Consider the following 24049-nt stretch of genomic DNA (forward strand, 5'->3'; position numbering starts at 1 on the left):
GGGTTAACCGCCCAGATAGGCCTGCCGCACTGCCGGGTTGGCCAGCAGGGCGGCGCCCGTGTCTTGCAGCACCACGTGGCCGTTCTCCAGCACATAGCCGCGGTCGGCCAGCTTGAGCGCCTGGTTGGCGTTCTGCTCCACCAGAAAGATGGTCATCCCCTTCTGCCGCAACTGTTCGATGGTGTCGAAGATCTGCTGGATGACGATGGGGGCCAGCCCCAGCGAGGGTTCATCCAGCAGCAGCAGGCGTGGTTTGCTCATCAGGGCGCGGCCGATGGCCAGCATCTGCTGCTCGCCGCCGGACATGGTGCCCGCCCGTTGTTGCAGGCGCTCGTGCAGGCGCGGGAACAGGGTAAACACCTGATCCAGCAGGCCATGCTGCTCGGCCTTGTCGATGAAGAAGGCGCCCATCAGCAGGTTCTCCTCCACAGTCAGGCGGGCGAAGATGCGGCGCCCCTCCGGCACTACGGCGATATCTTTGCGCATGATGCGGGCGGTGGTGAGGGAGCTGATCTGTTCCCCCTCAAACCAGATGGAGCCGCTGCTGGGCTTGGGTTCGCCGCAGAGGGTCATCAGCAGGGTGGTCTTGCCTGCGCCGTTGGCGCCGATCAGGGTGACGATTTCCCCCTCTTTCACCTCGACGCTGACATCGTGCAGTGCCTGAATTTTGCCGTAGTGGGTCGATACGTTGCGAAGTTCTAACATCTTTTTGTCCTTACGACTCGCCCAGATAGGCCTTGATCACTGCCGGATTATTGCGGATCTCATCCGGCTTGCCATGGGCCAGCGGGGTGCCTTGGCTGACCACGAAGATACGGTTGGAGATGCCCATTACCAGCTTCATATCGTGTTCGATCAGCAGCACCGAGACCCCGAATTCGTCCCGCAGGCTCATGATGAGCTCGTCCAGCTCGTCGGTCTCCTTCGGGTTGAGGCCGGCAGCCGGTTCGTCCAGCATCAGCAGCTCGGGACGGGTCGCCATGCAGCGGGCGATCTCGAGGCGGCGCTGCTGACCGTAGGCCAGATTACCGGCGGCGCGGTTGGCAAGATCCTTGAGGCCCACTTTATCCAGCCAGAAGGCGGCCCGCTCCAGCCCCTCCTGCTCGGCACGGCGGAAGGCCGGGGTCTTGAACAGACCGGCGATAAAGCTGGTGTTGAGGTGCTGGTGCTGGGCGACCAGCAGGTTCTCCACCGCTGTCATCTCCTTGAACAGCCGCACGTGCTGGAAGGTACGCACAATCCCCTTGCGGGCGATGAGGTGGCCGGGCTGCCCCTGGATCTCCTCACCCTTGTAGCGGATGGTGCCGCCGCTCGGGCAGTAGAAGCCGGTCAGGCAGTTGAAGATGGTGGTCTTGCCTGCGCCGTTGGGGCCGATGATGGAGATCACCTCGCCCTTGTCGATATCCAGTTTTACCCCGTTGACGGCCAACAGGCCCCCGAAGCGCATCGACAAATCAGAGACTTCCATTAACTTCTGATGTGTACTCATTTCTTCAACTCCAGATGCGGACGGGTCATAGGCAGCAATCCTTGTGGCCGCCAGATCATCATGAACACCATCAAGAGGCCGAACATCAGCATGCGGTACTCGTTGAACTCGCGGGCCAGCTCCGGCAGCACCGTCATCACGATGGCAGCCAGCACCACCCCGATCTGGGAGCCCATGCCACCCAGCACCACAATCGCCAGCACTATGGCCGACTCGATAAAGACGAAGGATTCCGGGCTGATAAAGCCCTGCCGCGAGGCAAAGAAGCTGCCTGCGAAACCGGCAAAGGTGGCGCCTATGGTGAAGGCGGTCAGCTTGATGATGGTGGGGTTGAGCCCCAGCGATTTGCAGGCGATCTCGTCTTCCCGCAGCGCTTCCCAGGCGCGGCCCAGTGGCATCCGCAGCAGGCGGTTGATGACGAACAGGGTCACCACCACCAGCACCAGCGCCATCAGGTAGAGGAAGATCACCTTGTGGTTGGCGTTGTAGGTAATGCCGAAGAAGTCGTGGAAGGTATCAAAGCCCCCATCCTTGACGGTGCGGTTGAATTCCAAACCAGCGAGCGTCGGTTTGGGAATGCCGGATATGCCGTTCGGGCCGCCGGTCAGGGTGGTCATATTGTTGAGCAGGATACGGATGATCTCGCCAAACCCCAGGGTGACGATGGCCAGATAGTCCCCCCGCAGCCGCAGCACCGGGAAACCGAGCAGGAAGCCGAAGGTAGCGGCCATCAGCCCGGCGATGGGCAGGCACTCCCAGAAGCTCAGTCCGAAGTAGGTGTTGAGCAGGGCATAGCTATAGGCGCCGACCGCGTAGAAGCCGACATAGCCGAGATCGAGCAGACCGGCGAGGCCGACCACCACGTTCAGCCCCAGCCCCAGCATGATGTAAATCAGGGTGAGGGTGGCGAGATCGATGGCGCCGCGAGAGGCCATAAAGGGCCAGCTCACCGCAAACAGCAGCACCAGCACGGCGGTGAGGTTATAGAGCTTGGGCGCCTCTTCCGGGCTCGGCAGCACCAGCTTGGTGAAGCCGACCGAGAAGCCGCTGATGGAGGCCTGAAACAGCTTGGCAATCTGGCCGCGCAGCATCTGGAACCAGAAAACGAGGGTGGCGCCCCCCAGTAGCCAGGCCAGCGACACATCGAGGCGGCTCACTACCTGCAGGCTGGAGCCGTCGGTCTCCAGCTTGAAGCCGAGCAGCCAGAAAGAGAGCACCAGCAGCACCAGGCTGGCGATACAGGCGTGGATAAATTGATGTTTCATCACACTTTCTCCACTTCCGGACGACCCAGGATGCCAGTGGGCATAAAGAGCAGCACAAAAATGAGCAGGGCAAACGCCATCACATCTTTGTACTCGGTGCTGAGATAACCGGCGGTGAGCGCTTCAACCACGCCGAGCAGCAGGCCGCCCAGTACGGCGCCCGGAATGCTGCCGATACCGCCCAGCACTGCGGCAGTGAAGGCCTTCAGACCGGCCATAAAGCCGAGGTAGGGGTTGATGACGCCGTAATACATGCCGAGCAGCACCCCGGCGACGGCGGCCAGCGCGGCCCCCAGCACGAAGGTGATGGAGATGACCACGTGGGTGTCGATGCCCAGCAGGTTGGCCATCTTGATATCTTCCGAACAGGCGCGGCAGGCGCGGCCCATGCGGGAGCGGCCGATGAACTGGGTCAGCGCCAGCATGGTGATGAAAGTCACCACGAAGATGATCAGCTGCATATAGGAGAGGCTGGCCTGAAAACCATCCTCACCCCCGAGGGTCCAGCCACCTGAGATCAGGCTGGGCATGGCGATATCCCGTGAGCCCTGAGCCATCCGCATCATGTTTTGCAGGAAGATCGACATGCCGATGGCGGAGATGAGGGGGATCAGCCGGTTGCCACCGCGCAGTGGCCGGTAGGCGACCCGCTCGATGCTCCAGCCATAGGTGCCGGTGATGATGATACTGACCAGGAAGGCGCCTCCCAGCAGTAGAAAGGTGCTGTCGATGCCCATCATCATGAGCCCCGCCATCACCATAAAAGCGACATAGGAGCCGATCATGTACACCTCGCCGTGGGCGAAGTTGATCATGCCGATGATGCCATAGACCATGGTGTAGCCAATAGCGATCAACGCATAGGTGCTGCCTATGGTTAATCCGTTCAGCAGTTGCTGAACCAGATAGAGGAGGTGTTCGGACATACTGCGTTCCCTGTACTTGCCCGCAAAGAGAGGAGGGGGTGAGCGTACTCACCCCCGATCGGCAGATTATTTGACTTGGCTGGAAGTACCGTCAGCGTGCCACTGGAACACACCGAATTCGAAGCCTTTCAGGTCACCGTTCGGTGCCCAGGTCAGGGGGCCCATCACGGTATCGATCGGCGCAGCCTTGATGGCGGCGGCAACGGCAGCCGGGTCATCTTCACCCGCCTTGGCGATACCGGCTGCCAGGGTTTGCACCGCGGCATAGGTAGTCCAGACGAACGGGCCGGAGGAGTCCTGACCCTTGGCCTTGAACGCCGCTACCAGCGGGGCGTTGGCAGGTACCAGATCGTATTTGTTCGGCAGGGTCACCAGCAGGCCTTCGGAAGCCGGGCCACCGATGGCGGAGATATCCTTGTTACCCACCCCTTCCGGACCCATGAACTTGGCTTTCAGCCCCTTCTCGCCAGCCTGACGCAGGATCAGACCCAGCTCAGGGTGATAGCCGCCGTAGTAGACGAAATCGACGTTCTCTTTCTGCAGCTTGGCGATCAGGGCGGAGAAGTCCTTGTCACCGGCGGTGATCCCTTCAAAGGCCACCACTTTCACGCCAGCCTTGTCGAGCGCGGCTTTGACGCTGGAGGCTATGCCTTCGCCATACTGCTTCTTGTCGTGGATAACGGCCACGCGCTGGGGTTTGACCTGCTCGATGATGTATTTGGCGGCAGTCGGGCCCTGATCGCTATCCAGGCCGATGGTGCGCAGGGTCAGCTGGTAACCGCGCTCGGTGATCTTGGGGTTGGTGGAGGCGGGGGTGACCATCAGGATCCCCTCGTCTTCATAGATGTCGGAGGCGGGCAGGGTGTTGTCGGAGCAGAGGTGACCGACCACGAACTTGACGCCGTCGTTCACCACCTTGTTGGCAACGGCCACCGCCTGCTTGGGATCGCAGGCATCGTCATAGACGACCGCTTCGATCTGTTTGCCATTGATGCCGCCAGCCTTGTTGATCTGCTCGACCGCCATCTTGCCGCCGGTGAACTGCATGTCCCCGTACTGGGCGACCGGGCCGGTGACCGGGCCTGCGATACCGATCTTGATGGTGTCTGCCGCGTGAGCGATGGAGATCGATCCAAACAGAGCCAAAGAAACCGCTGTGCCAACTGTGATTTTGCTCAACTTATGCATTGATTCGTCCCTTAATCAGTGGATTGTTTCATTTCCGTGTGCCATTCCGGATCTACATCCCGTGCATCCGGCTATAGGTATGGTTCTATCATTCCTCACGGGGCAATAACAAGCTGTTAAAGATACTAACCAGAGGGGGTTGGATGGGTGGATTTTGAAATAAATGACCTGTTATTTTCGGCCAATTAGAGCTTAATTTTGATTTGTTGACTTAACATCTTGGTAACGAGAGGCGATTCTGACAAACGCCAGAGGATTAATCTGGCGATATTTTACTCTGACAGCGCTCCCATTTTGACCACAATCCATTTGCGCAAACAGAAATGAGCGCCTAAATTAGCCGGCATTGACAATTCCGTGGCAGAGCTCGTTAAAACCAAGCCTTTATTCGGGAAATCTGCTAATGTTCCGCCTTTGACAGTCAGGAGACAGAGATGGCCACTATCAAGGATGTCGCCTCGCGCGCAGGCGTATCCATCTCCACCGTCTCACATGTGCTCAACCACACTCGGCGGGTCAGCGAAGACGCGACCCAGAAAGTGATTGAGGCGGTGGCAGAACTCAACTACGCGCCCAACTCGGTAGCGCGCAGTCTTAAAATAAATTCGACCAAGACCATTGGTATGCTGGTGACCACCAGCGTAAACCCCTTCTTCGCAGAAGTGGTGCAAGGGGTTGAAGCGTACTGCTTCGAACAGGGCTACAGCCTGATCCTCTGCAACACCGAAAACCAGCCGCCTCGCCAACAGCATTACCTGAGAATGCTGATGGAAAAACGGGTGGATGGACTGCTGGTATTGGGTACCGATATCGACACCCCGTTGCGTGACATGCTGCGCATCCACAAGAACGTGCCGCAGGTGGTACTGGATTGGGGAACGGAGTGCGATTTCGCCAACGTTATCAACGACAACGCCCGCATCGGCGCCCGCATGGCCGTTCGCCATCTGCTGGAGCTGGGGCACCGCGACATCGTCTGCATCACTGGCCAGCTCTCCAAGCCGACCACCCAGCAGCGACTGGACGGGGTACGTGATGCGCTGGGCGAACATGGTCTGACCCTTAAAGATGAACAGGTCTTTGAAGGGGACTACGAGAGCCAGAGCGGCTTCGATGCCATGCAGCGCATCCTGGCCCTGCAGCCTCGTCCGACCGCGGTCTTTGCCTTCGACGACCCCATGGCGATCGGCGCGATTTGCGCTGCCTGGGAAGCGGGAGTCAAGGTGCCGGACGATATCTCCATCATCGGCTACGACGATGTGGAGATGGCGCGCTTCTCCAGCCCGCCGCTGACCACCATCCGTCACCCGAAGGCCGAACTGGGCCAGCTGGCGGTGAAGCATCTGGTCAGCCGGATCCGCAACAAGGAGTTGGAAGTGGAATCGATGACGGTACAGCCCGAGCTGATTGTCCGTCGCTCGGTCAAACCATTGCGTTAATCCGCACCCGTTGCCAACACGAAAAACCCCCTCTGTCACGAGGGGGTTTTTGTTTATGGGCGGTTTATTTCAGTTCCGGCCAGTAGGCTTTGTTGGCCTCTATCAAGTCATCGAGAATGGACTTGGCCACCGATGCACTGGGCACTGTCTTGGAGAGGGTGATGGCTTGCCACAGTTTCTGGTAAGAGTGCTCAACCCAGGCTTCGACCACCAGTTTCTCGACCGCGACCTGCTGGCCCATCATGCCCTGCTGGAACAGCGGGATGCTGCCCACTTGCAACGGCTCTGGCCCGCTGCTGCCGACCAGGCAGGGGATCTCGACCATGGCTTCCGGGTCAAAGTTGGGGATGGCGCCGCGATTGGGAACGATCAGCAGCATCCGCTCCTGGGTGTTGAAGGCAATGGCGGTTGCCAGGTCAACGATATAGGAGGCGTGTTCATCGATCTCCAGCTCGCCTGCTGCTGAATTACCTGCCTTGACGATGTCGGTACAGGCGGTGAAGACCTGCTTCTCGCGGTGCTCCATCACCTCGTTGGCACGGGTGTGTTCCGGGTTGGAGTGGGCCACCACATAGTCCGGGTAGAGGTAGTACTTCAGATAGGTGTTAGGCAGGGTATCCGGGTCGAGCGCCCACACATCCTTTGCCTTGGCGAAGGTATCGTTCCAGCTTGCTTCGGCATGGCTGGTGCTATTGGGCACATAGCCGTGGCGGGCGACGTGCTCCTTGATCTTCGGCATCAGGTCGTTGCCTTCCAGATCTTCGATGCGGGTCCACCAACCAAAGTGGTTGAGGCCGTAATAGCGCACCCGCATCTCTTTGCGGGATTTGAGACCGGCAATCTGGGCCATGCGCCCCTCGATCCCGATCGGCATGTCGCAGATGTTGAGGATTTTGGCGTTGGGACGCAGGCGACGGGTCGCTTCGGCCACAATGGCGGCCGGGTTGGAGTAGTTGAGCATCCAGGCATTGGGTGAGTACTGCTCCATATAGTCGACCAGCTCCAGCACTCCGCCGATGGAGCGCATACCGTAGGCGATACCGCCCGGGCCGCAGGTCTCCTGACCGACCACGCCATGACGCAGCGGGATCTTCTCGTCCAGCTCGCGCATCGGATATTTGCCAACCCGGATATGGGCCATGACGAAATCTACATCGCTAAACGCTGCTTTGGGGTCGGTGCCATAGCTGAAGGCGATCTCGGGAGCCTTCTCTTTCAGTAAGATTTTGCAGGCTTCGGCGATGATCTCCTGACGGGCACTATCGTTGTCGTAGAATTTGATCTCCTTGAGCGGGAAGCGATGTTGATTTTCCAGCAACATCAGAACGATACCAGGAGTAAAAGTGCTGCCACCACCGGCAATGACTACAGAGAATTTTTTCATGATCATGACTCCATTACTAAAGACGATTGTTGATGACTGTTGTTCATAATCGATTCCATATTTTCACGTACCTGAGGTACATGCAGACCGATAATTACCTGGATACTATCGCCATGGCGGACGACACCATGGGCCCCTAATTTAATAAACGCCTCATCTGCAGCGGCTAGCTTGCTGTTAACCAGCGATATTCTTAAGCGCGTGGCACAATTATTCAGACTGCGTATATTTTTGACTCCACCAAGCGCGTCGATAATTTGTGTTGCACTATCACTGCCACGCTGGTTTTTGGCTGCCTGATAATCTGACTTGGAATAAAGCTTTATTTCACTGTCTTCCCGCCCCGGTGTTTTAAGATTGAGCCTGATAATCAGCGCGCGGAATATCAGGAACCAGATGCCGGTAAAGACCAATCCGATGGCGATCTGGGTGAACATCATTCCCGCATGGTTGTGGAACATGGGTATCCAGTTCTGCGGCAGGAACTGGTCGAGCAGACCTCCACCCATGTTGCCGACCACACCAAACAGGTACATCACAGTCGACATGGTGGCTGCCAGCAGAGCGTGGATGGCAAACAGCAGCGGCGAGATGAAGAGGAAGGTGAACTCCAGCGGCTCGGTGATACCGACCAGAATGGCGGTCAGGGTGGCCGGGATCAGCAGGCCTGCCACCTTGGCCTTGTTCTCTTTGGCTGCCGTGGCATAGATGGCCAGAGCAATCCCCATGGCACCGAAAATCTTCGAGTTGCCGTGCAGGGCAAAGCCACCCTGAGGGAACTGTTCAATCAGCGGGCGAGAGCTCTGGCTGAACTCCAGCATGTGCTGCGCCCAGTAGAGTTGAATGCCCCCCTCTACTGCCGCTGGGCCGAAGATGAAGGGGCCGTAGATAAAGTGATGCAGGCCGGTCGGGATCAAAATCCGCTCGAGGAAGGTGTATACCCATACCCCGACCGGACCCGAGACCAGCATGAAATTCTGCAGGGAGGCGATGCCCATCTGTACTTTTGGCCAGCCGATCAGGGTCAGCCAGGCGCAGGGGATCATCACGAAGAAGGCGACAATGGTGACAAAAGAGCTGCCCTGAAAGATGCCGAGAAAGACCGGCAGTTGGCGATCAAACAGGCGGTTGTGCAGTGCCGTCACGATGCCGGAGATGACGATGGCCCCTATGATGCTGGTATCCAGGGTCTTGATCCCCGCTACCATGGCGAGGCCACTTTCCCCCCCCACATCCTGACTGAAGTCGACCCCGAAATAACTGCCCCAGGTCATGCCCATGGCGTTGATAAAATAGTTCCAGGTCATGAAACTGACCAATACAGCCAGACAAGCTCTGGCTTGTGCCTTATTTGCCAGACCGATTGGCAGGCCAATCGCAAATATAAGCGGCATATTCCTGAATACTGTCCAGCCACCTTCTTCAATAATATGGATGATCTGGAAGAATAATCCTTGTGGGTTTGCCAGTGATTCCCCGACAAACATCGGGTTTTTCAGCATAATTGCAATGCCTACTACCATACCTGCAAAAGGAAAAAGCAGTACAGGAGTGAACATTGCTCCGCCAAAACGTTGAATTTGACTGAGCATATATTGTCCCTTGGTTGAAATAGCTAATCGAATCCTTGCCGGTGTTGCCAGATGCAAATTAGCAACGATAAAAAGAGACCTCATGAAATATCTTGGAATAATGTGATCTGACGCATGCAGTTATTTAGACAAAGATGTCTAACTTTTGCGATATTGTTGTACCTCTTGGTTTTGTGATGTTCTTGCAGCTTTAGTTGAAAGTTAAGTTATTGTTTTTAAGCAATTTAGCCACTTCATTGAGAATAAGATGGTTGGCGTTGTGACCACAGGAGATGTCTAGCAGTGATCTATAAATCGGTGGCTGATCGACTCAGGATCAGGGTAAACGGTGCCGAGTGCCGGGTGGGAGATGTGTTGCCGGGCGAAAAAGCGCTGGCAGAACAGTATGGTGTCTCCCGCATGACCATTCGCAAAGCGGTAGACATGTTGATCGAGTGGGGATTGGTCGAGCGGCGCCACGGCAGCGGCACCTATGTGACGAAAAAGGATGTCCAGCATGAGACCAAAGGGCTGAGCGGGTTTACCGAACTGATGCGCGAGCAGGGGCGCACGTTGACCAGCCAGGTGTTGGAATTTCGCACCATGCCTGCGCCACCGGCCATCGCCAGTCAGCTGAGGGTGAAGGTGAATGAGCCCGTCTATTACTCCAGCCGGATCCGCTCGGTGGATGGTCGGGCTCTGCTGCTGGAAGAGAGCTATATGCCGGTCAGACTGTTTCGCAATCTGTCGGTCGCCCATCTGGAAGGGTCCAAATTCGACTACATCGAACGGGAGTGCGGCATCGCGATTGCGGGTAACTATGAGTGCTTCAGTGCCGTGCTGGCGGATCGGGTTACTGCCGAGCTGCTCCATATCGAGCAGGGGGCCCCTATCCTGCGGCTCACCTCGCTCTCATACAGCGAGAGCGGAGAGTTCCTCAACTACTCCATCATGTTCCGCAATGGTAACGACTACCATGTCGACTACCACCTGCACCGTTTTCGTTAATCCGCTCGCCAGCCTGCGGGTTGGTTATTGGCTGGATGCAGGGCCTCTCACGAAGCATGGAATGGCCCTCTATCTGGTGGATATTCCCCCCGTTTGACCCACCTCGCATTTTGCCTGTTAATCGTTTGATCAATATCAACAAAGGGTTAAGTTCTGATGGACTCCCGACTTAACCGTTCCATCCTGTAGGTTGGGTATGACTGTCAAGGATGGTGTCTTATGTTCCCCCCTCGCAAGCTGGGTCACCAGATCACGCTGCTGGCAATCGGCGGCATCGTATTGCTCGCCGTGGTGCTGCTTACCTTTAATCTGTTTGAAAATCGCCAGCGGGCGCTCGCGGCCGAGCAGGCTGCACTGCGGAGCCAGCTCCAGAATGTGGAAGCGGTGATCAAAAACACCAGCCATGAAACCGTGCTGGCGGCGACTCTGATCGCCCAGCGGCCGGATGCAGCAAAGGCGGTGGCCGACAAGGATTGGCAGACCCTCGCCAATCTGTTTGATCCGCTCTGGCCCGCTATCAAGGCGCAGGGGATCCAGCAGTTTCACTTTCACATTCCCCCGGCTACTTCCCTTTATCGGGTACACAAGCCCGCAAATCATGGCGACGACCTCTCTACTACACGGTTGGCAGTGGTCGAGGTGAACCGCAATCATCAACCGGTCGGCGGGTTGGAGACCGGTCAGGGGGGCACCGGGATCCGCGGCGTAGTGCCGGTCACTTTCAATGGTCAGTCGGTCGGCTCGGTGGAGTTTGGCCGCGCCCTCGACACCTCGCTGTTTGCCGATCTGCTGGGCAAGGACAGTCGCTTTGCCATCTATCTGTTTGAACAGGGTAAGCCCGTTATGCTGACTGGTACCTCCATGCTTGGTGAGTCGGTGGACTGGTATCAGGAGGTATTGGCGGGAGAGAGCCGCTTCACCACCATCAAGCAGCAGGGGAGCGATTTTCTGGTGATGGCGGCACCGTTGCGCGACTTCTCCGGCAAGGCGGTCGGGGTGATCGAGTTGGCGCGTGATCACAGTGAGGTTGCAGCCGCGCTGGTACGCCAGAGCTGGCAGATGGTAATGATCGCGCTACTTGGCACCGCTCTGATTGCGGTGGCGCTGGTGCTGCTGCTGGCGCGTCTTAGCCGTCCGCTGCTCGACAGCGTCAAGGCGCTGGAGGCGCTGGCCAATGGCTCCGGCGATCTCGGCAGCAAGCTGCCGGTGGCAGGGCCGGAGGAGATCCGCCGCCTCGGGTCGGCGTTCAATGCCTTTGTTGCCAAGATCCGCGACACCATCAGCCAGCTCACCGCTACTCTGGGCGAACTGGCTGGCGAGAGCGAGCGGCTGTCGCGCAGTGCGGCGGGTAACCTTGGCAGCATGACGCGCCAGCAGGAGCAGACCACCCAGCTCGCCACCGCCATGACCGAGATGACCAGCACGGTACACGAGGTGGCCAACAACACGGCGCAGGCGGCCGAAGCGGCCAACGAAGCGGACAATCAGGCGGTCACCGGCGATGAGGTGGTGCAGCAGAGCGTCAACATGATCGAACAGCTGGCCGAGGAGATCGCCAGCGCGGGCAACACGGTGAAAGAGGTCGCCAAGGCCAGCGAGCAGATTGGCTCGGTGCTGGCGGTGATCCAGTCCATCGCCGAGCAGACCAACCTGCTGGCCCTCAACGCCGCCATAGAGGCGGCCCGGGCCGGGGAACAGGGGCGTGGTTTTGCGGTGGTGGCCGACGAGGTGCGCTCGCTGGCTGGGCGCACCCAGCACTCCACCGCCGAGATCCGCGGTACCATCGAGCAGTTGCAACGGGCGGTGGGCACCACGGTGACCATGATCGAACACAGCGTCTCGCGGGCGGGAGAGTCGGTGGAGCGGGCCAATCAGGCGGGAGAAGCCCTCGGCCGGATCAAGGGAGCGGTCAACAGCATTCGCGACATGAACACCCAGATCGCCGCTGCCTCGGAGGAGCAATCCTCGGTGAGCGACGAGATCACCCGCAATATCGTCAGCGTCCACGAGATCTCCCAGGCCACCACGCTGGTGGCGCGGGATACCGCCCATATCGCCAGCCATGTGGCGACCCTGGTGGACAAGCTGGGGGATCTGGCCGGGCAGTTTCAGGATGGTTCCAACGTGCGGATGGTGCTGAGTCGCGCCCGCGCCGCTCACATGGGCTGGAAGACTCGGGTGCGCGCCTATCTGGATGGGCAGGAGGGGCTGTCGCGCAGCGAGGCGGTCAGTGACAAGGAGTGCCGCCTTGGTCACTGGTACTTCAGCGAAGGGCAGGCATGCTGTGGCGATCAACCCGCCTTCAGGGCGATCGCCGCCCCGCACGCCAGACTGCATCAGGTTATCCAGCAGATTATCGAGCTGAAAAACCAGCACAAGCATGAAGAGGCGGAGGCTCTCTACCGCGAGATCGAGCAGAACTCAGAGCAGGTAGTGGGCTGCATCGATCAGCTGCTGCGGGAGATGACCAAGCCGGAGCGTTAATGACGAGCGGATCGGATAACCAAAGGGCTGACAGCGATGTCAGCCCTTTTTCATGGTGCGGGTCTGGGGCGAGGTTACTGCTCCGGACGCAGATCCTGATAACGGGCGGCGGTGATGAACTGGCCGAAGGTTTCACACCAGACGATCACGCTGCTGTAGCGGGCCGGATCGATCGTGGCGGGCAGCGGCACGATAAAGTTGTCGAAGGTCTTCACCGGCCCGACTCGCACCATCTGATCCTTGAGGCGGGCAAAATCGGCTTCGGTCTCGACAAACTCGGGGGAGAGGTAGAGCTGGTAGTCCGGCCCGGGGGCCAGCTTGCCCATCAGGCTGACGGCATCCGGCCCTATGCTCACCTTGCCTTCCCCCCAGTGCAGCCGATCGCTGTCTTTCAGATCCCGGCGAAAGGTGCCGTGGAATCTCGCTTGCTGCTGGCTGGCCGCTACCTGCTCGGTATCAGGTGCGGGTGGCGCGATCAGGATCGGCAGGGTATAGACACCGGCGGCAAAGCCTGCCGCCGCGACCAGCAGATGGGTGCCCAGCAGCAGGGCCATGGTTTTGCGTTTCATGATATCTCGGTCGTTGATGAATTGATGGCAAAACCATACCAGTCCGGGGGCCCGCTGCCCAGTTTGCTCAGGCCAGAGGTGTAGTTACCCCTCTATGGTGACGTGGGGTGTGGTCACACCAATGGCTCAAGGCCGGATAGTGCCGTCCTGGCCTTTGTTGATCTCGCTGGCGGCGTGTACCAGCTGTTCCAGCTGGTGGTGGATCTGGGTGCGATCCAGTTGCTGCAAGGGCTGGCGACTCCACAGTACCGGTGTCAGGCTCTCGGTATCGAAACCCAGTACCGGTTTGCACGGGTCCTGACTGAACAGGTTCTGGGCCGCGGCTTGGGCGCTGGTGGCCGCGTCGAGGCGGGTAAACATCAGCAGATAGTCGGTCGGGTGCTCGGTCAGGTGACAGGTCAGTTCGCCGATCTGCAGGCTGGTGACGCTCTCCTCCTGTTGCGGCGCAGGCAGGGAGAGGGAGAGAAACAGCTGGTGGATGGCGGCGTGATAAAGAGAGTTCATTGATGGCTCCAGATTGATGATGGCGCCATTAGAGCAGGTCACCGCCAGCGGCACTGTTAATGGTGGCTCTCTTTTTTTAGCTTTTCGGTCAGCGAGATAGCACGCCGCGCTCAGTACAAAAATCGCGACCAATCCCGATAGTCCCTGTTGATGGCCTCTCCTAGACTGGCGGCGAAACATCACAAGAAGACAATCATCATGCAGATTCAAGCAAACACCGTCGGCACACAGGCCGTCGCTCACCACAGTGATGCAACCACAGGGGTTGGCCGGATGGGCCAGCTGGAGGCGCGTCAGGTCGCCACCGGACAAGATGCGATCTTGCTGGGCAACCGTAGCGAACCGCAGAAAGGGCAGGGGCTGCTCTCGCGATTGGGGGCCCAACTGGCCCGCCCGTTCGTGGCCATCAAAGAGTGGATTGGCAACCTGCTGGGGAGCGGCAAGAGTGCCGCTGCGCCGAAGGCGCAAACCGCCACGTCCCCCGAGGATCTTCAGCGTCTGATGAAGCAGGCTGCATTTGGTAGCTCGCTGGGTGGCTTTGCCAAGGCGGACGTGTTGAACAACATCGCCGCCGAACAACTGGGCAAGGAGCACGCCACTCTGGCGACCGGCAACGGCCCACTGCGCTCGCTCTGCACCGCGTTGCAGGCCGTTGTCATCGGCTCCGAGCAGCCGCAACTTCGTGAGTTGGCTGCCGGGCTGCTGGCTCGCCCCATCGCCGGTATCCCGCTCCAGCAGTGGGGCACTGTCGGGGGCAAGGTGACCGAGCTGCTCGCCAGCGCCACCCCCGAACTGCTGCAGGAGGCGATGAGCCAGCTGCACACCGCGATGGGTGAAGTGACCGACCTGCAGCGGGCCGTCAAGGCTGAAATCGCTGGCGAACCGGCGCAAAGTGCGACCACCACTGCGGATGCGACGCCCATCCAAAGCGGTGAGAGCAAAGGGGCTGCCCGCGAACAGGTCACCATGGGCCGCCAGACTCCGGCCACCGGTTACAAGCTGGCGCTGGATCTTATCAGCTATCAGGCCAGCTACCTGCTGCGGGATCAAACCTCGACCGAGGTGACCCTGAGCAGCAGCGATCTCAATGCCCTGCATCAACACATTGCCGATGGCTCCATCAACAGTTCCCACATGGCCAAGTTGCAGACCCGTGGCGATCTGCAAACCCTGCGTACTCTGGCGCTCTCGCTGGCCAGCGGCAGCGATGCCAAGGGCTCTTCCCTTGGTCATGCCCTCGACAGCCTCGCCTCGGCGCGTCCCAACCAGCGGCTGGTGCTGGGCGGACTGATGCAGTTTGCCGGTCAGACCGAGCAGGCGTGGGTGGACCATACCGCGCTCAAGCCGCGAGAGGAACGGCTAGATGCCGGGGCGCGACTGCGCTTTGACACCGGCCATATGCAGGCGGAGCTGTGGCGTCTCGGCGACAGCGAGGCACGGCAGGTGCTGCAACAGCTGGAAGGGGCTTTTGGTGATCGGGCCAGGGCTATCTGCGACTTCGCGGTGGCTCAGGTCTCCGGCTTTGCCGATAGCGAAAGCAGCCCTGAGGCTGTGCTGGTCTCCCGCCTGACCCGCATGGGCAATCTGGTGGGCAGCCTGACCGATGCGCTCAAGGAGCGGCTGCAACTGCCCGGGTCCGCCCGTGGCGAGCCGACCATGATCGACTCCGCCAGCCAGCTGACGCCGCTCGAACTGGCTGCGCTGGCTCATATCGGCGTCGATGAGAGCTATCTGTAAACCGTCAGCACACAGCCCCTCGGGGCAAGGTGATATGACATAAAAACGGACACCCTCGGGTGTCCGTTTTCTTATTCGGGCGGGAGTGGGCTGAGGGGTCAGTGCAGACCGATTTGCTTACAAGCTGGCGAAATCTACTTCCGGCAGGGTTTCGAAGCCGGGGCGGGCGAACAGATAGCCCTGCATCAGGTTGACGCCCATCTCCCGCAGGCAGGCCATCTCTTCGCGGGTCTCGACCCCCTCCGCCAGTGGGGTGATCTGCAACTCGGCAAGCAGGGCCAGAGAGTGGCGCACTATGGCTTGCCGGGTCGGGTCATGGTCGATGCCGCGCAGCAGGTGCATATCGAGTTTGACGATGTCGGGACGAAAATCGGCCAGCAGGCTGAGGCCCGAGTAACCGGCACCAAAGTCATCGATCGCCGTCTTGAAGCCGAGCGCCTGATAGTGATCGACGATGCCGCGAATATGGCGGTTATCCAGCACCTGCTCCACCTCGGTGAACTCGAACATGATCTGCTCGATGGGAAAGAGATGCTCGCGGGCCGCCTGCAGGGTGGTGCGGATGCAGCGCTCCGGGCGGTAGACCGCATTGGGCAGAAAGTTGATGCTCAGCATGCCCCGCATATCGAGCCGGGCGGCCAGCGCGATGGCCTTGATCCGGCACAGCTGATCGAAGCGGTAGCGATTACCGTCGTTGACCCGGGCAATCACGCTCTGCGCTGGCTCATTGTTGAGCCCCCGCACCAGCGCCTCGTAGCCGAAGATGGTGCGCTTGCTGCAATCGACGATGGGCTGAAAGGCCATGGTGAAGTCGAAGTCGAGATCGGCTTTCTCCTGACACAGCTGGCAGATGGCGGGGGACGGGGCGGCAGGTATATCCATGACTCTCCTCTCGGGGCGTGGCGGCGCTGGGAACTGACTCAAATGATAACAGCTCATCGATTCCGGCAGGGTAATTCCTGCTATCAGGGAGAGGGGGGGCATCTTTCGCTGGATCGGGCGGTGCCCGACCCAACGTGGGGCTCAGGGGAAAAGGATGGCTTCACTCAACCTGCAAGCGTATGACCTGAATTGACCTCAGTCTTTGGGTTTATATGTCTTGACCCTGCTTGCGATACGTTCCCAGACCAAGCCCGTTGTGAAGTTGGTCTGTTCAATATTAAGAACGTATTTTCCTTTGAATCTATATTTTGTCTTGCCAAAATTATCTTTTACTTTCGCAAATACAATTCTGGTGTGGATCCCATCGTCTATTGTTTTTAATATGTGGGCTTTAGCTTTTTCATTATCGATATTCCTCTCGTAAATAGTGGTTTCATCATCAGATATATTATTTTCCCACTCCCCGTTTGGAAATAACTTGGGAAACCAAATGATAGTATTTTCTTCTATCCCGTGCGAGGCACCCCCTCGTTGCCACCCCGCATAGTTATGACCGAAGCAGTTTACTGCACTCACTATTTTATCGAAGGCCACATCATCACTTAAGTCAATATAACCGCGTTCTATATATGTCTTGGATGATTGTTCCATTTCCATATCCCATTTAATAAAGTTGGATTTCTGCTGTTTCATTTTCCTGATTAGAAGAACAGCTTGATCTATGTCCTCGTGGAGTTTGTCAATTCCTCTTGAGGTGTCAATTCTGATAATCTGATGTCCAGTGGCATTGATAATGTCATTTTCTCTTAGCCGATCCTGTTCAACTTGTGTCAAATGGTGAGGCTCATCGACTTCAATATGTAGTGATAATTGAGGAAAGTATAGGTCTGTCAACGCTCTACCATATGGCCTTGCTACATATTGTTGAGTGATGATTTTGATTTCCAAATCATTCAGCAGATGCCAAATTCGAGTTATGACATAATTCTCGAATCGTTTTCCTCTCGTTCGTTCCAGTTGCCAGGAGATAAAATCCAGTTTTTCCATACTGCAGCCTAATTGCATTTAATGTAATTAATATATATCTATAGATTTTGGTTCAACTAGATAATAGGGTGAGCCAAGTAATATGGGATGTTTTAGCTTAAAAAGAAAGCGATTTGTAACAACGGTAGATATATCTATCAACAAAAACTCAACCTGCATACCAGCAGGTTGAGAGTGATGCTCGATAAATGTTGAGTTTCGTGACGCTCGGTGCCCATTTGCATACACCGCATCTCACCGTCTGATGCAGGTTTGATGAGCGAAGCCCAATCGGACACACGAGACGCAGTTGTCCCTGTGGCCAGTCAGAGGTGGGATAGGGCTTGCCGTTATCATGGAAGAGTCGATTTACGCGAATGTTCGATTACGCCTCGTGGCGAATCAAACCTGCGAGTTTACGTACCGGCATTTACCCGGCTTCTTGCAAGATTGGTGGCAATGGCAGGTGAGGATGACTCCGCTCGTTTGCCAGAGATCGGGCGATACCCCGCTGGCACCCGTTATCGTCGCGGGTGGCCGCCAACTCAGCCAAGGTAGTTGGTATAAACGGAATTTATGGGTTTTCGAAGAGTGGCCAAACTTTTACTTATGCATGCTTGCAGTGTGCCCTGATGCCGCTGATTGGCCCGTTCACGGCCCGCAAAGGGCAATGGCCGATCTTTGGCAACCGGTATACAGCGCCAGCCAATGCCCTGTAGGTTCGATTGGCGCAGCGTAATCGGACGGACGAGAGGCTTTGATTGCGGTTGTTGCCGTGAAACAGGATCAGCCAGCCGGAGGGGGAAATTCGGCTGGCTGTTATGGCGGGAGGAGAGATTTACGCGAACGTCCGATTACGCCTGACGGCTAATCGAATCTACCAGCTAGGTAGGTGTCCCAGCGTAGTCGTATTCAACTTTTTTTAAGCCCTTTTTTTCATCTACGACAAAGAAAATTGCATTCATCCATGTTTTTTCCATTAAACGTGAATATATGGTCATGTCGTATTCGTTCTTTTTCAGTAGAAGATGTCTTACATGGTTTAAATTATTAAAACCATTTCTTATTTGTGAGTCACAAAACTTTATTATAATTACAGCTGGTAATGAACCTCCTGCTCGGAAAATAATAAATCCATTATCTTCCATTCCCATTTTGTTGTAAAGTTTGGGGTCGCCAGGAGTTCCATCTATATCCATCATGACTGCTCTGAGGCGAGTAAATAGTTCCACCCCAATATTAAACTTACTATGATCAGAGAAACGCTGATGGACTTTATTTAGGTCTTCGCAATATTCCACTGGAGAATAAGACTTTAGTGGATACCTCGCTTCTTCAACAATGAATTTTTCTAACTCCACTAAAAGTGACCGTTCTTCTTTAGATAAGCTTAGCCTTAAGTCATTGGTAATGTTGATTAACCCATGACTATAACTTTTCATCTTCTTATCAAGGATTTTTTTGGGTGCTGAAATGAGCAAAGATACAATACTGGACTTCAGCAGAAGTTCAATTGCATAACCAAGTAATAGAAAACTTGCCTTATTAGCCGCATCTTTTTCATCAAGAAGTTCAAATGTCTCTTTTGAGCTGTCTCTAATGATGTTGCCATTACTATCTCTTGTGAGATTTTCGAATTTAAGTTGTGCGTTTTTGGCGCAATTCCGTAGAAGCTTGGCACTAATTATTTTCCCATCTGCTTCTTTTATCCAATCCTGTTTTTTGAAAATTCCATGTTCACCAGTAGATTTTATAGGCTGCTCCCATAAGTCCTGTTTACTCATGTTAACTCCTTATTAAAGAGGATTGGTTTATATAAAAACGGCGCCTTAACGGCGCCGTTTTTATATCACTTACCCAACCGGAATCACTGCAACAGGGAGATATCCGCGACTTGCAGGAACAGGTTGCGCAGGTTGTTCAGCAGCGCCAGACGGTTGGCCTTGAGGGCCTCGTCGTCGGCCATCACCATGACTTCGTTGAAGAAGGTATCGACCGGCTCGCGCAGGGCGGCCAGACGGGTGAGGGCAGCCTGATAGTCACCGGCAGCGAACAGCGGGGCCAGTTCGGTTTGCAGTTCGGCAACCTGGGTGGCCAGCGCCTTCTCGGCGGCATCGACCAGCAGTTCCGGTTTGACGGCAGTCGGCAACTCGCCTTCGACCTTGGCCAGAATGTTGCTCACGCGCTTGTTGGCGGCAGCCAGTGCCAGGGCGGCATCCAGGGTGCGGAAGTGGCTGACGGCCTTGACGCGACGATCGAAGTCGAGCGGACGGGTCGGGCGGCGGGCCAGTACGGCCAGCACCACGTCGGCACCGATGCCTTCGTCCTGATAGGCGGCGCGGAAGCGGCCCAGCATAAAGTCGACCACGTCGGTGACGACGGTTTTGTTGGTCAGCTTGTCGCCGTAGACGCGTACCGCTTCTTCAACCAGTTCAACCAGATCCAGATCCAGCTGCTTCTCGGTCATGATGCGCAGGGCACCGATGGCGGCGCGACGCAGGGCGAACGGGTCCTTGTCACCCTTCGGCAGCATGCCGATGCCGAAGATACCGGCCAGAGTGTCGAACTTGTCGGCCAGCGCGACGGCGCAGGCAACCAGACCGGACGGCAGGGCATCACCGGCAAAGCGCGGCATGTACTGCTCGTTGAGGGCCACGGCAACCGCTTCGTCTTCGCCATCGTGACGGGCGTAGTGCATCCCCATGACACCCTGGGTGTCGGTGAACTCGCCGACCATGTTGGTCATCAGGTCACACTTGGAGAGCAGACCGGCACGCTTGGCCTGAGCCACGTCGGCGCCGATACGCTCGGCGATAAAGCCGGCAACGGTCTCGATGCGCTCGACCTTGGCCTTGACGGTGCCCAGCTGTTGCTGGAACAGCACGGTTTCAAGGCGCGGCAGGCGGGAGGCCAGAGTCTGCTTGAGGTCGGTCTTGAAGAAGAACTCGGCGTCAGAGAGACGGGGGCGAACCACCTTCTCGTTGCCGCTGATGATCTGGCTCGGGTCTTTGGATTCGATGTTGGTGACGAAGATGAACTTCGGCAGCAGCTTGCCGTTCTTGTCGTAGACCGGGAAGTACTTCTGGTCACCCTTCATGGTGTGAACCAGCGCTTCAGCCGGCACGGCCAGGAACTTCTCTTCGAAGTTGGCGGTCAGCACCACCGGCCACTCGACCAGTGCGGTCACTTCTTCCAGCAGGGCGTCGTCCAGATCGGCTACGCCACCGAAGGCGGCAGCGGCCGCTTCGACGTCAGACTTGATCTTGGCCTTGCGCGCCATGAAATCGGCAATCACCATGCCGCGCTCCTGCAGGATCTGCGGGTACTGACTGGCGTTGTCGATGGTGAACTCGCTCTCGCCCATAAAGCGGTGGCCGCGGATGGTGCGGGCAGAGTCGATACCCAGAATGTGGGCAGGAACCAGCTCGCCATCCAGCAGCAGGGTCACGGTGAAGACCGGACGCACGAACTGGATGGTCTTGTCGCCCCAGCGCATCATCTTCGGGATCGGCAGCTTGGCCAGCGCAGAGGCGACCAGTTCACCCAGCAGATCGACGGCCGGACGGCCTTCGACCTTTGCGGTGTGAACCAGCCACTCACCCTTGTCGGTGACCAGACGCTCGGCCTGTTCAACGGTGATGCCGTTGCCACGGGCCCAGCCTTCGGCTGCCTTGGTCGGCTTGCCTTCGGCATCGAACGCCTGCGCTACGGCCGGACCGCGCTTCTCGACGCTCTTGCTCGGCTGTTCGCCGGCCAGCTCGCTCACCTTCAGCGCCAGACGGCGCGGTGAGGCAAACCACTCGACGTCGCCAAAGGCCAGATCGGCCTTGGTCAGTTCGGCTTTGAAGTTGTCGGCAAAGGCTTCGGCCAGGGAGCGCAGGGCTTTGGGCGGCAGCTCAGCAGTACCGATCTCTACCAGAAATGTATGTTGTGCCATGTCCGTTCCTTAACCTTGCTTGTTCTCACTGCGCTGACACATAGGGAAGCCCAGCGCTTCGCGGGAGGCGTAGTATGCCTCTGCCACGGCCTTGGTCAGGGTGCGAATGCGCAGGATGTAGCGCTGACGCTCGGTGACCGAGATGGCCTTGCGGGCATCCAGCAGGTTGAAGGAGTGAGCGGCTTTGAGGATGCGCTCGTAGGCAGGCAGCGGCAGCGGTTTTTCCAGTGCCAGCAGATTCTGGGCTTCCTTCTCGTACTGCTCGAAGCAGTGGAACAGGAACTCCACATCGGCGTGTTCGAAGTTGTAGGTGGATTGCTCCACTTCGTTCTGGTGGAACACGTCGCCGTAGGTGGTCTTGCCCAGCGGGCCGTCAGACCAGACCAGATCGTAGACGCTGTCCACGCCCTGGATGTACATGGCCAGACGCTCGAGACCGTAGGTGATCTCGCCGGTGACCGGCTTGCACTCGAGGCCGCCAACCTGCTGGAAGTAGGTGAACTGGGTCACTTCCATGCCGTTCAGCCACACTTCCCAACCCAGACCCCAGGCACCCAGTGTCGGGTTTTCCCAGTTGTCTTCGACGAAGCGGATGTCATGGATTTCAGGATCCATGCCCAGCTCTTTCAGGGAGCCCAGATAGAGTTCCTGAATGTTGTCGGGGGAAGGCTTGATGATCACCTGGAACTGGTAGTAGTGCTGCAGGCGGTTCGGGTTTTCACCGTAGCGGCCGTCGGTCGGACGGCGGGACGGTTGCACGTAAGCGCAGGCGATGGGCTCCGGGCCCAGGGCACGCAGACAGGTCATGGGGTGGGAAGTACCGGCACCCACTTCCATATCCAGCGGCTGAATGATGGTACAGCCCTGGCGGGACCAATAGTCCTGCAGCTGCAGGATCAGGCCCTGAAAGGTTTTGACATCGAATTTTTGCATAATTTTTTTCGCGCGAAGTGAAAATCAGAGCAAGATTTGCTGAATGTGAACCGAGGGAGTATACCGTCTGGCATGGTCGGATAATAGGCGAAATTGCAGCGGATTCGCGGGATGGTGCTGCGCCCTGGCTGGTCGGGCGGGATGTCCGGTATATGATGTGAGCAGTGCCGCCTGCAGAGTGGGCAGGGTCGGGCAAACCGCTGAAATAACGAGGGAGAGGAAATGGAACTGCGCTGCGCCTGGGTGACCAAGGACCCGGAATACATTGAATACCATGACAAACAGTGGGGCAGGCCGGTCTATGACGCCCGCGAGCTGTTTGCCAAGCTCTGCCTCGACGGCCAGCAGGCGGGGCTGTCGTGGATCACCATCCTCAAGCGCACCGAGAGCTACTACCGCGCCTATGCGGACTTTGATCCGGTGCAGATTGCCCGCTTCGACGAGCAGGATGTGGAGCGGCTGATGCAGGACAGCGGCATTATCCGCAACCGGCTCAAGGTGCAGTCGATCATCAGAAATGCCCGCGCTTATCTGGCGTTGCAGGAGCAGGGGATCGACTTCGCCGACTACCTGTGGGGCTTTGTTGGCGGCGCCCCCATCGTCAACCAGCGGCAGGGCAACGGCGATATTCCTGCGACCTCGCCGGAGTCGGATGCCATGTCGAAAGCGCTCAAGAAGCTCGGCTTCAACTTCGTCGGCAGCACCATCTGTTACGCCTTTATGCAGGCAGTGGGGATGGTGAACGATCATCTGGTCAGCTGTCCTTGCCACGCCGAGTGTCAATTATCGCGCTGACGGCCCGCCGGTTGGCCAAAAAAACACCACTCTCGCCGTCGATTCAGGCTTGCGTCAGACAATGGCGTGCCAGCGCGTTACAATCCGGCCCCCGGCATGGTGCCGGATTGTTTTCACAGAGGTTTTTTCATGCGAGCCAAGATCCTGGTGCCTGCTCTGGCACTGACCGTTGCCCTGAGCGGCTGTACCACCAACCCCTACACAGGTGAATCCCAGACCTCCAAAGGTGCCTGGGGCGCGCTGGCTGGCGCCGCTGCCGGTGCGGCCGTAGGTGCGCTCTCCTCCAGCAAGGGTGACCGCAAGAAGGGTATCCTGACCGGCGTTGCTGCTGGCGCGGCGCTGGGTGGCGGTATCGGCTACTACATGGACGTGCAGGAAGCCAAGCTGCGCGAGAAGCTGCAGGGCACCGGCGTCAGCGTGACCCGCAATGGCAATGAGCTGATCCTCAACATGCCGAACAACGTCACCTTCGACAGCTCCAGCTCCCAGCTGAAAGCGGCCGGAGCCAACACCCTCTCCGGTGTGGCCATGGTGGTTGCCGAGTTCGACAAGACCCGCCTGAACGTGGTCGGTCACACCGACAGCACAGGTTCCCGCGACCTGAACATGAAGCTCTCCCGCGATCGTGCCGATGCCGTTGCCGCCCAGCTGATTGGTCAGGGCGTAGCAGGTAGCCGCATCTCCACCACCGGCGTGGGCCCGGATCAGCCGGTTGCTACCAACAGCACCGCCGCTGGCAAAGCCCAGAACCGCCGCGTGACCATTACCCTGACCCCGACCGCCTAAGTCGCTCAGGTTTCGGTAACGAAAAGGCCCCGCCAGTAATGGCGGGGCCTTTCTATTGGAGCCGTTGCGAGCAATGGCCCCTTGTTGCTTGCTCCCTTCTCCCCTCGTGGGAGAAGGGGCGGGGAT

General features: G+C 57.8%; 20 protein-coding genes. 6 read left to right on the plus strand and 14 right to left on the minus strand.

The features are described 5' to 3' along the window. Positions 1-3: 3 nt before the first annotated feature. The 5 genes from AB5Z05_RS16065 to AB5Z05_RS16085 form a co-directional block, all read right to left on the minus strand. Positions 4-705, minus strand: a complete 702-nt coding sequence (locus AB5Z05_RS16065; protein ID WP_368152191.1) for an ABC transporter ATP-binding protein — start codon at positions 703-705, stop codon at positions 4-6. 10 nt (positions 706-715) lie between these two features. Further along, positions 716-1489, minus strand: coding sequence for a high-affinity branched-chain amino acid ABC transporter ATP-binding protein LivG (gene livG / locus AB5Z05_RS16070; RefSeq protein ID WP_368152192.1), 774 nt, complete (start codon positions 1487-1489; stop codon positions 716-718). Beyond that, positions 1486-2754, minus strand: coding sequence for a high-affinity branched-chain amino acid ABC transporter permease LivM (locus AB5Z05_RS16075; protein ID WP_368152194.1), 1269 nt, complete (start codon positions 2752-2754; stop codon positions 1486-1488). Before AB5Z05_RS16075 ends, livG begins: the two co-directional genes overlap by 4 nt. Continuing rightward, positions 2754-3680, minus strand: coding sequence for a high-affinity branched-chain amino acid ABC transporter permease LivH (gene livH / locus AB5Z05_RS16080; protein WP_005339439.1), 927 nt, complete (start codon positions 3678-3680; stop codon positions 2754-2756). The genes AB5Z05_RS16075 and livH overlap by 1 nt, the downstream gene beginning before the upstream one ends. Before the next feature lie 66 nt (positions 3681-3746). Continuing rightward, the gene (locus AB5Z05_RS16085) at positions 3747-4868 is read right to left on the minus strand and encodes a branched-chain amino acid ABC transporter substrate-binding protein (protein ID WP_181294885.1); all 1122 of its coding nucleotides are present in this window, start codon (positions 4866-4868) and stop codon (positions 3747-3749) included. Positions 4869-5302: 434 nt separating this feature from the next. Between AB5Z05_RS16085 and AB5Z05_RS16090 the strand changes: the two genes are divergently transcribed. Beyond that, positions 5303-6307 (plus strand): substrate-binding domain-containing protein, encoded by a 1005-nt coding sequence (locus tag AB5Z05_RS16090; protein ID WP_005355925.1) that lies wholly within the window; start codon positions 5303-5305, stop codon positions 6305-6307. Positions 6308-6371: 64 nt separating this feature from the next. Here AB5Z05_RS16090 and AB5Z05_RS16095 read toward each other — a convergent pair whose 3' ends face one another. Next, positions 6372-7697 (minus strand): 6-phospho-alpha-glucosidase, encoded by a 1326-nt coding sequence (locus AB5Z05_RS16095; RefSeq protein WP_368152196.1) that lies wholly within the window; start codon positions 7695-7697, stop codon positions 6372-6374. Further along, positions 7694-9283 carry an alpha-glucoside-specific PTS transporter subunit IIBC gene (locus AB5Z05_RS16100; protein WP_368152206.1) on the minus strand — a complete coding sequence of 530 codons (1590 nt, stop codon included), beginning with the start codon at positions 9281-9283 and terminating at the stop codon, positions 7694-7696. Before AB5Z05_RS16100 ends, AB5Z05_RS16095 begins: the two co-directional genes overlap by 4 nt. 282 nt (positions 9284-9565) lie before the next feature. Between AB5Z05_RS16100 and AB5Z05_RS16105 the strand changes: the two genes are divergently transcribed. Together AB5Z05_RS16105 and AB5Z05_RS16110 are read left to right on the plus strand one after the other, a co-directional pair. Continuing rightward, positions 9566-10270, plus strand: coding sequence for a GntR family transcriptional regulator (locus tag AB5Z05_RS16105; protein WP_005357335.1), 705 nt, complete (start codon positions 9566-9568; stop codon positions 10268-10270). A gap of 219 nt (positions 10271-10489) precedes the next feature. Then, positions 10490-12754 (plus strand): methyl-accepting chemotaxis protein, encoded by a 2265-nt coding sequence (locus AB5Z05_RS16110; protein WP_216954710.1) that lies wholly within the window; start codon positions 10490-10492, stop codon positions 12752-12754. Between the two features lie 74 nt (positions 12755-12828). Here AB5Z05_RS16110 and AB5Z05_RS16115 read toward each other — a convergent pair whose 3' ends face one another. Further along, the gene (locus AB5Z05_RS16115) at positions 12829-13323 is read right to left on the minus strand and encodes a DM13 domain-containing protein (protein WP_040069868.1); all 495 of its coding nucleotides are present in this window, start codon (positions 13321-13323) and stop codon (positions 12829-12831) included. Positions 13324-13449: 126 nt separating this feature from the next. Continuing rightward, entirely contained in the window at positions 13450-13827 is a 378-nt protein-coding gene (locus tag AB5Z05_RS16120; RefSeq protein ID WP_021229260.1) for a CesT family type III secretion system chaperone, read from the minus strand. A gap of 198 nt (positions 13828-14025) precedes the next feature. Between AB5Z05_RS16120 and AB5Z05_RS16125 the strand changes: the two genes are divergently transcribed. Further along, positions 14026-15564 carry an ADP-ribosyltransferase gene (locus AB5Z05_RS16125; RefSeq protein WP_368152198.1) on the plus strand — a complete coding sequence of 513 codons (1539 nt, stop codon included), beginning with the start codon at positions 14026-14028 and terminating at the stop codon, positions 15562-15564. Between the two features lie 117 nt (positions 15565-15681). Here AB5Z05_RS16125 and AB5Z05_RS16130 read toward each other — a convergent pair whose 3' ends face one another. The 5 genes from AB5Z05_RS16130 to glyQ all read right to left on the minus strand — a co-directional run bounded on the left by AB5Z05_RS16130 (position 15682) and on the right by glyQ (position 22342). Continuing rightward, positions 15682-16446, minus strand: a complete 765-nt coding sequence (locus AB5Z05_RS16130) for an EAL domain-containing protein (RefSeq protein WP_368152200.1) — start codon at positions 16444-16446, stop codon at positions 15682-15684. 195 nt (positions 16447-16641) lie between these two features. Then, positions 16642-17493, minus strand: a complete 852-nt coding sequence (locus AB5Z05_RS16135; protein ID WP_323937051.1) for an AbaSI family restriction endonuclease — start codon at positions 17491-17493, stop codon at positions 16642-16644. 863 nt (positions 17494-18356) lie between these two features. Continuing rightward, positions 18357-19256, minus strand: coding sequence for a hypothetical protein (locus AB5Z05_RS16140; protein ID WP_368152202.1), 900 nt, complete (start codon positions 19254-19256; stop codon positions 18357-18359). Between the two features lie 83 nt (positions 19257-19339). Next, positions 19340-21409, minus strand: coding sequence for a glycine--tRNA ligase subunit beta (gene glyS / locus AB5Z05_RS16145; protein ID WP_368152203.1), 2070 nt, complete (start codon positions 21407-21409; stop codon positions 19340-19342). A gap of 9 nt (positions 21410-21418) precedes the next feature. Beyond that, on the minus strand, positions 21419-22342 hold the full coding sequence (glyQ, locus tag AB5Z05_RS16150) for a glycine--tRNA ligase subunit alpha (protein ID WP_005339464.1): 924 nt from the start codon (positions 22340-22342) through the stop codon (positions 21419-21421). A gap of 222 nt (positions 22343-22564) precedes the next feature. Between glyQ and AB5Z05_RS16155 the strand changes: the two genes are divergently transcribed. Beyond that, positions 22565-23137 (plus strand): DNA-3-methyladenine glycosylase I, encoded by a 573-nt coding sequence (locus AB5Z05_RS16155; protein ID WP_368152204.1) that lies wholly within the window; start codon positions 22565-22567, stop codon positions 23135-23137. Positions 23138-23266: 129 nt separating this feature from the next. After that, positions 23267-23923 carry an OmpA family lipoprotein gene (locus AB5Z05_RS16160; protein ID WP_005339468.1) on the plus strand — a complete coding sequence of 219 codons (657 nt, stop codon included), beginning with the start codon at positions 23267-23269 and terminating at the stop codon, positions 23921-23923. Positions 23924-24049: the final 126 nt, after the last annotated feature.

It is taken from the genome of Aeromonas sp. R2-4, assembly GCF_040908365.1.
Lineage (GTDB): Bacteria > Pseudomonadota > Gammaproteobacteria > Enterobacterales > Aeromonadaceae > Aeromonas > Aeromonas veronii.

Excerpts from the sequence above, each read along its gene's own strand:
- livH (WP_005339439.1), bottom strand. The coding sequence starts at position 3,680 with ATGTCCGAACACCTCCTCTATCTGGTTCAGCAACTGCTGAACGGATTA.
- AB5Z05_RS16075 (WP_368152194.1), bottom strand. The coding sequence starts at position 2,754 with ATGAAACATCAATTTATCCACGCCTGTATCGCCAGCCTGGTGCTGCTG.
- AB5Z05_RS16160 (WP_005339468.1), top strand. The coding sequence starts at position 23,267 with ATGCGAGCCAAGATCCTGGTGCCTGCTCTGGCACTGACCGTTGCCCTG.
- AB5Z05_RS16135 (WP_323937051.1), bottom strand. The coding sequence starts at position 17,493 with ATGGAAAAACTGGATTTTATCTCCTGGCAACTGGAACGAACGAGAGGA.
- glyQ (WP_005339464.1), bottom strand. The coding sequence starts at position 22,342 with ATGCAAAAATTCGATGTCAAAACCTTTCAGGGCCTGATCCTGCAGCTG.
- AB5Z05_RS16065 (WP_368152191.1), bottom strand. The coding sequence starts at position 705 with ATGTTAGAACTTCGCAACGTATCGACCCACTACGGCAAAATTCAGGCA.
- AB5Z05_RS16100 (WP_368152206.1), bottom strand. The coding sequence starts at position 9,283 with ATGCTCAGTCAAATTCAACGTTTTGGCGGAGCAATGTTCACTCCTGTA.
- AB5Z05_RS16155 (WP_368152204.1), top strand. The coding sequence starts at position 22,565 with ATGGAACTGCGCTGCGCCTGGGTGACCAAGGACCCGGAATACATTGAA.
- AB5Z05_RS16115 (WP_040069868.1), bottom strand. The coding sequence starts at position 13,323 with ATGAAACGCAAAACCATGGCCCTGCTGCTGGGCACCCATCTGCTGGTC.
- AB5Z05_RS16090 (WP_005355925.1), top strand. The coding sequence starts at position 5,303 with ATGGCCACTATCAAGGATGTCGCCTCGCGCGCAGGCGTATCCATCTCC.
- AB5Z05_RS16125 (WP_368152198.1), top strand. The coding sequence starts at position 14,026 with ATGCAGATTCAAGCAAACACCGTCGGCACACAGGCCGTCGCTCACCAC.
- AB5Z05_RS16095 (WP_368152196.1), bottom strand. The coding sequence starts at position 7,697 with ATGATCATGAAAAAATTCTCTGTAGTCATTGCCGGTGGTGGCAGCACT.
- AB5Z05_RS16120 (WP_021229260.1), bottom strand. The coding sequence starts at position 13,827 with ATGAACTCTCTTTATCACGCCGCCATCCACCAGCTGTTTCTCTCCCTC.
- livG (WP_368152192.1), bottom strand. The coding sequence starts at position 1,489 with ATGAGTACACATCAGAAGTTAATGGAAGTCTCTGATTTGTCGATGCGC.
- AB5Z05_RS16130 (WP_368152200.1), bottom strand. The coding sequence starts at position 16,446 with ATGGATATACCTGCCGCCCCGTCCCCCGCCATCTGCCAGCTGTGTCAG.
- AB5Z05_RS16085 (WP_181294885.1), bottom strand. The coding sequence starts at position 4,868 with ATGCATAAGTTGAGCAAAATCACAGTTGGCACAGCGGTTTCTTTGGCT.
- AB5Z05_RS16110 (WP_216954710.1), top strand. The coding sequence starts at position 10,490 with ATGTTCCCCCCTCGCAAGCTGGGTCACCAGATCACGCTGCTGGCAATC.
- glyS (WP_368152203.1), bottom strand. The coding sequence starts at position 21,409 with ATGGCACAACATACATTTCTGGTAGAGATCGGTACTGCTGAGCTGCCG.
- AB5Z05_RS16140 (WP_368152202.1), bottom strand. The coding sequence starts at position 19,256 with ATGAGTAAACAGGACTTATGGGAGCAGCCTATAAAATCTACTGGTGAA.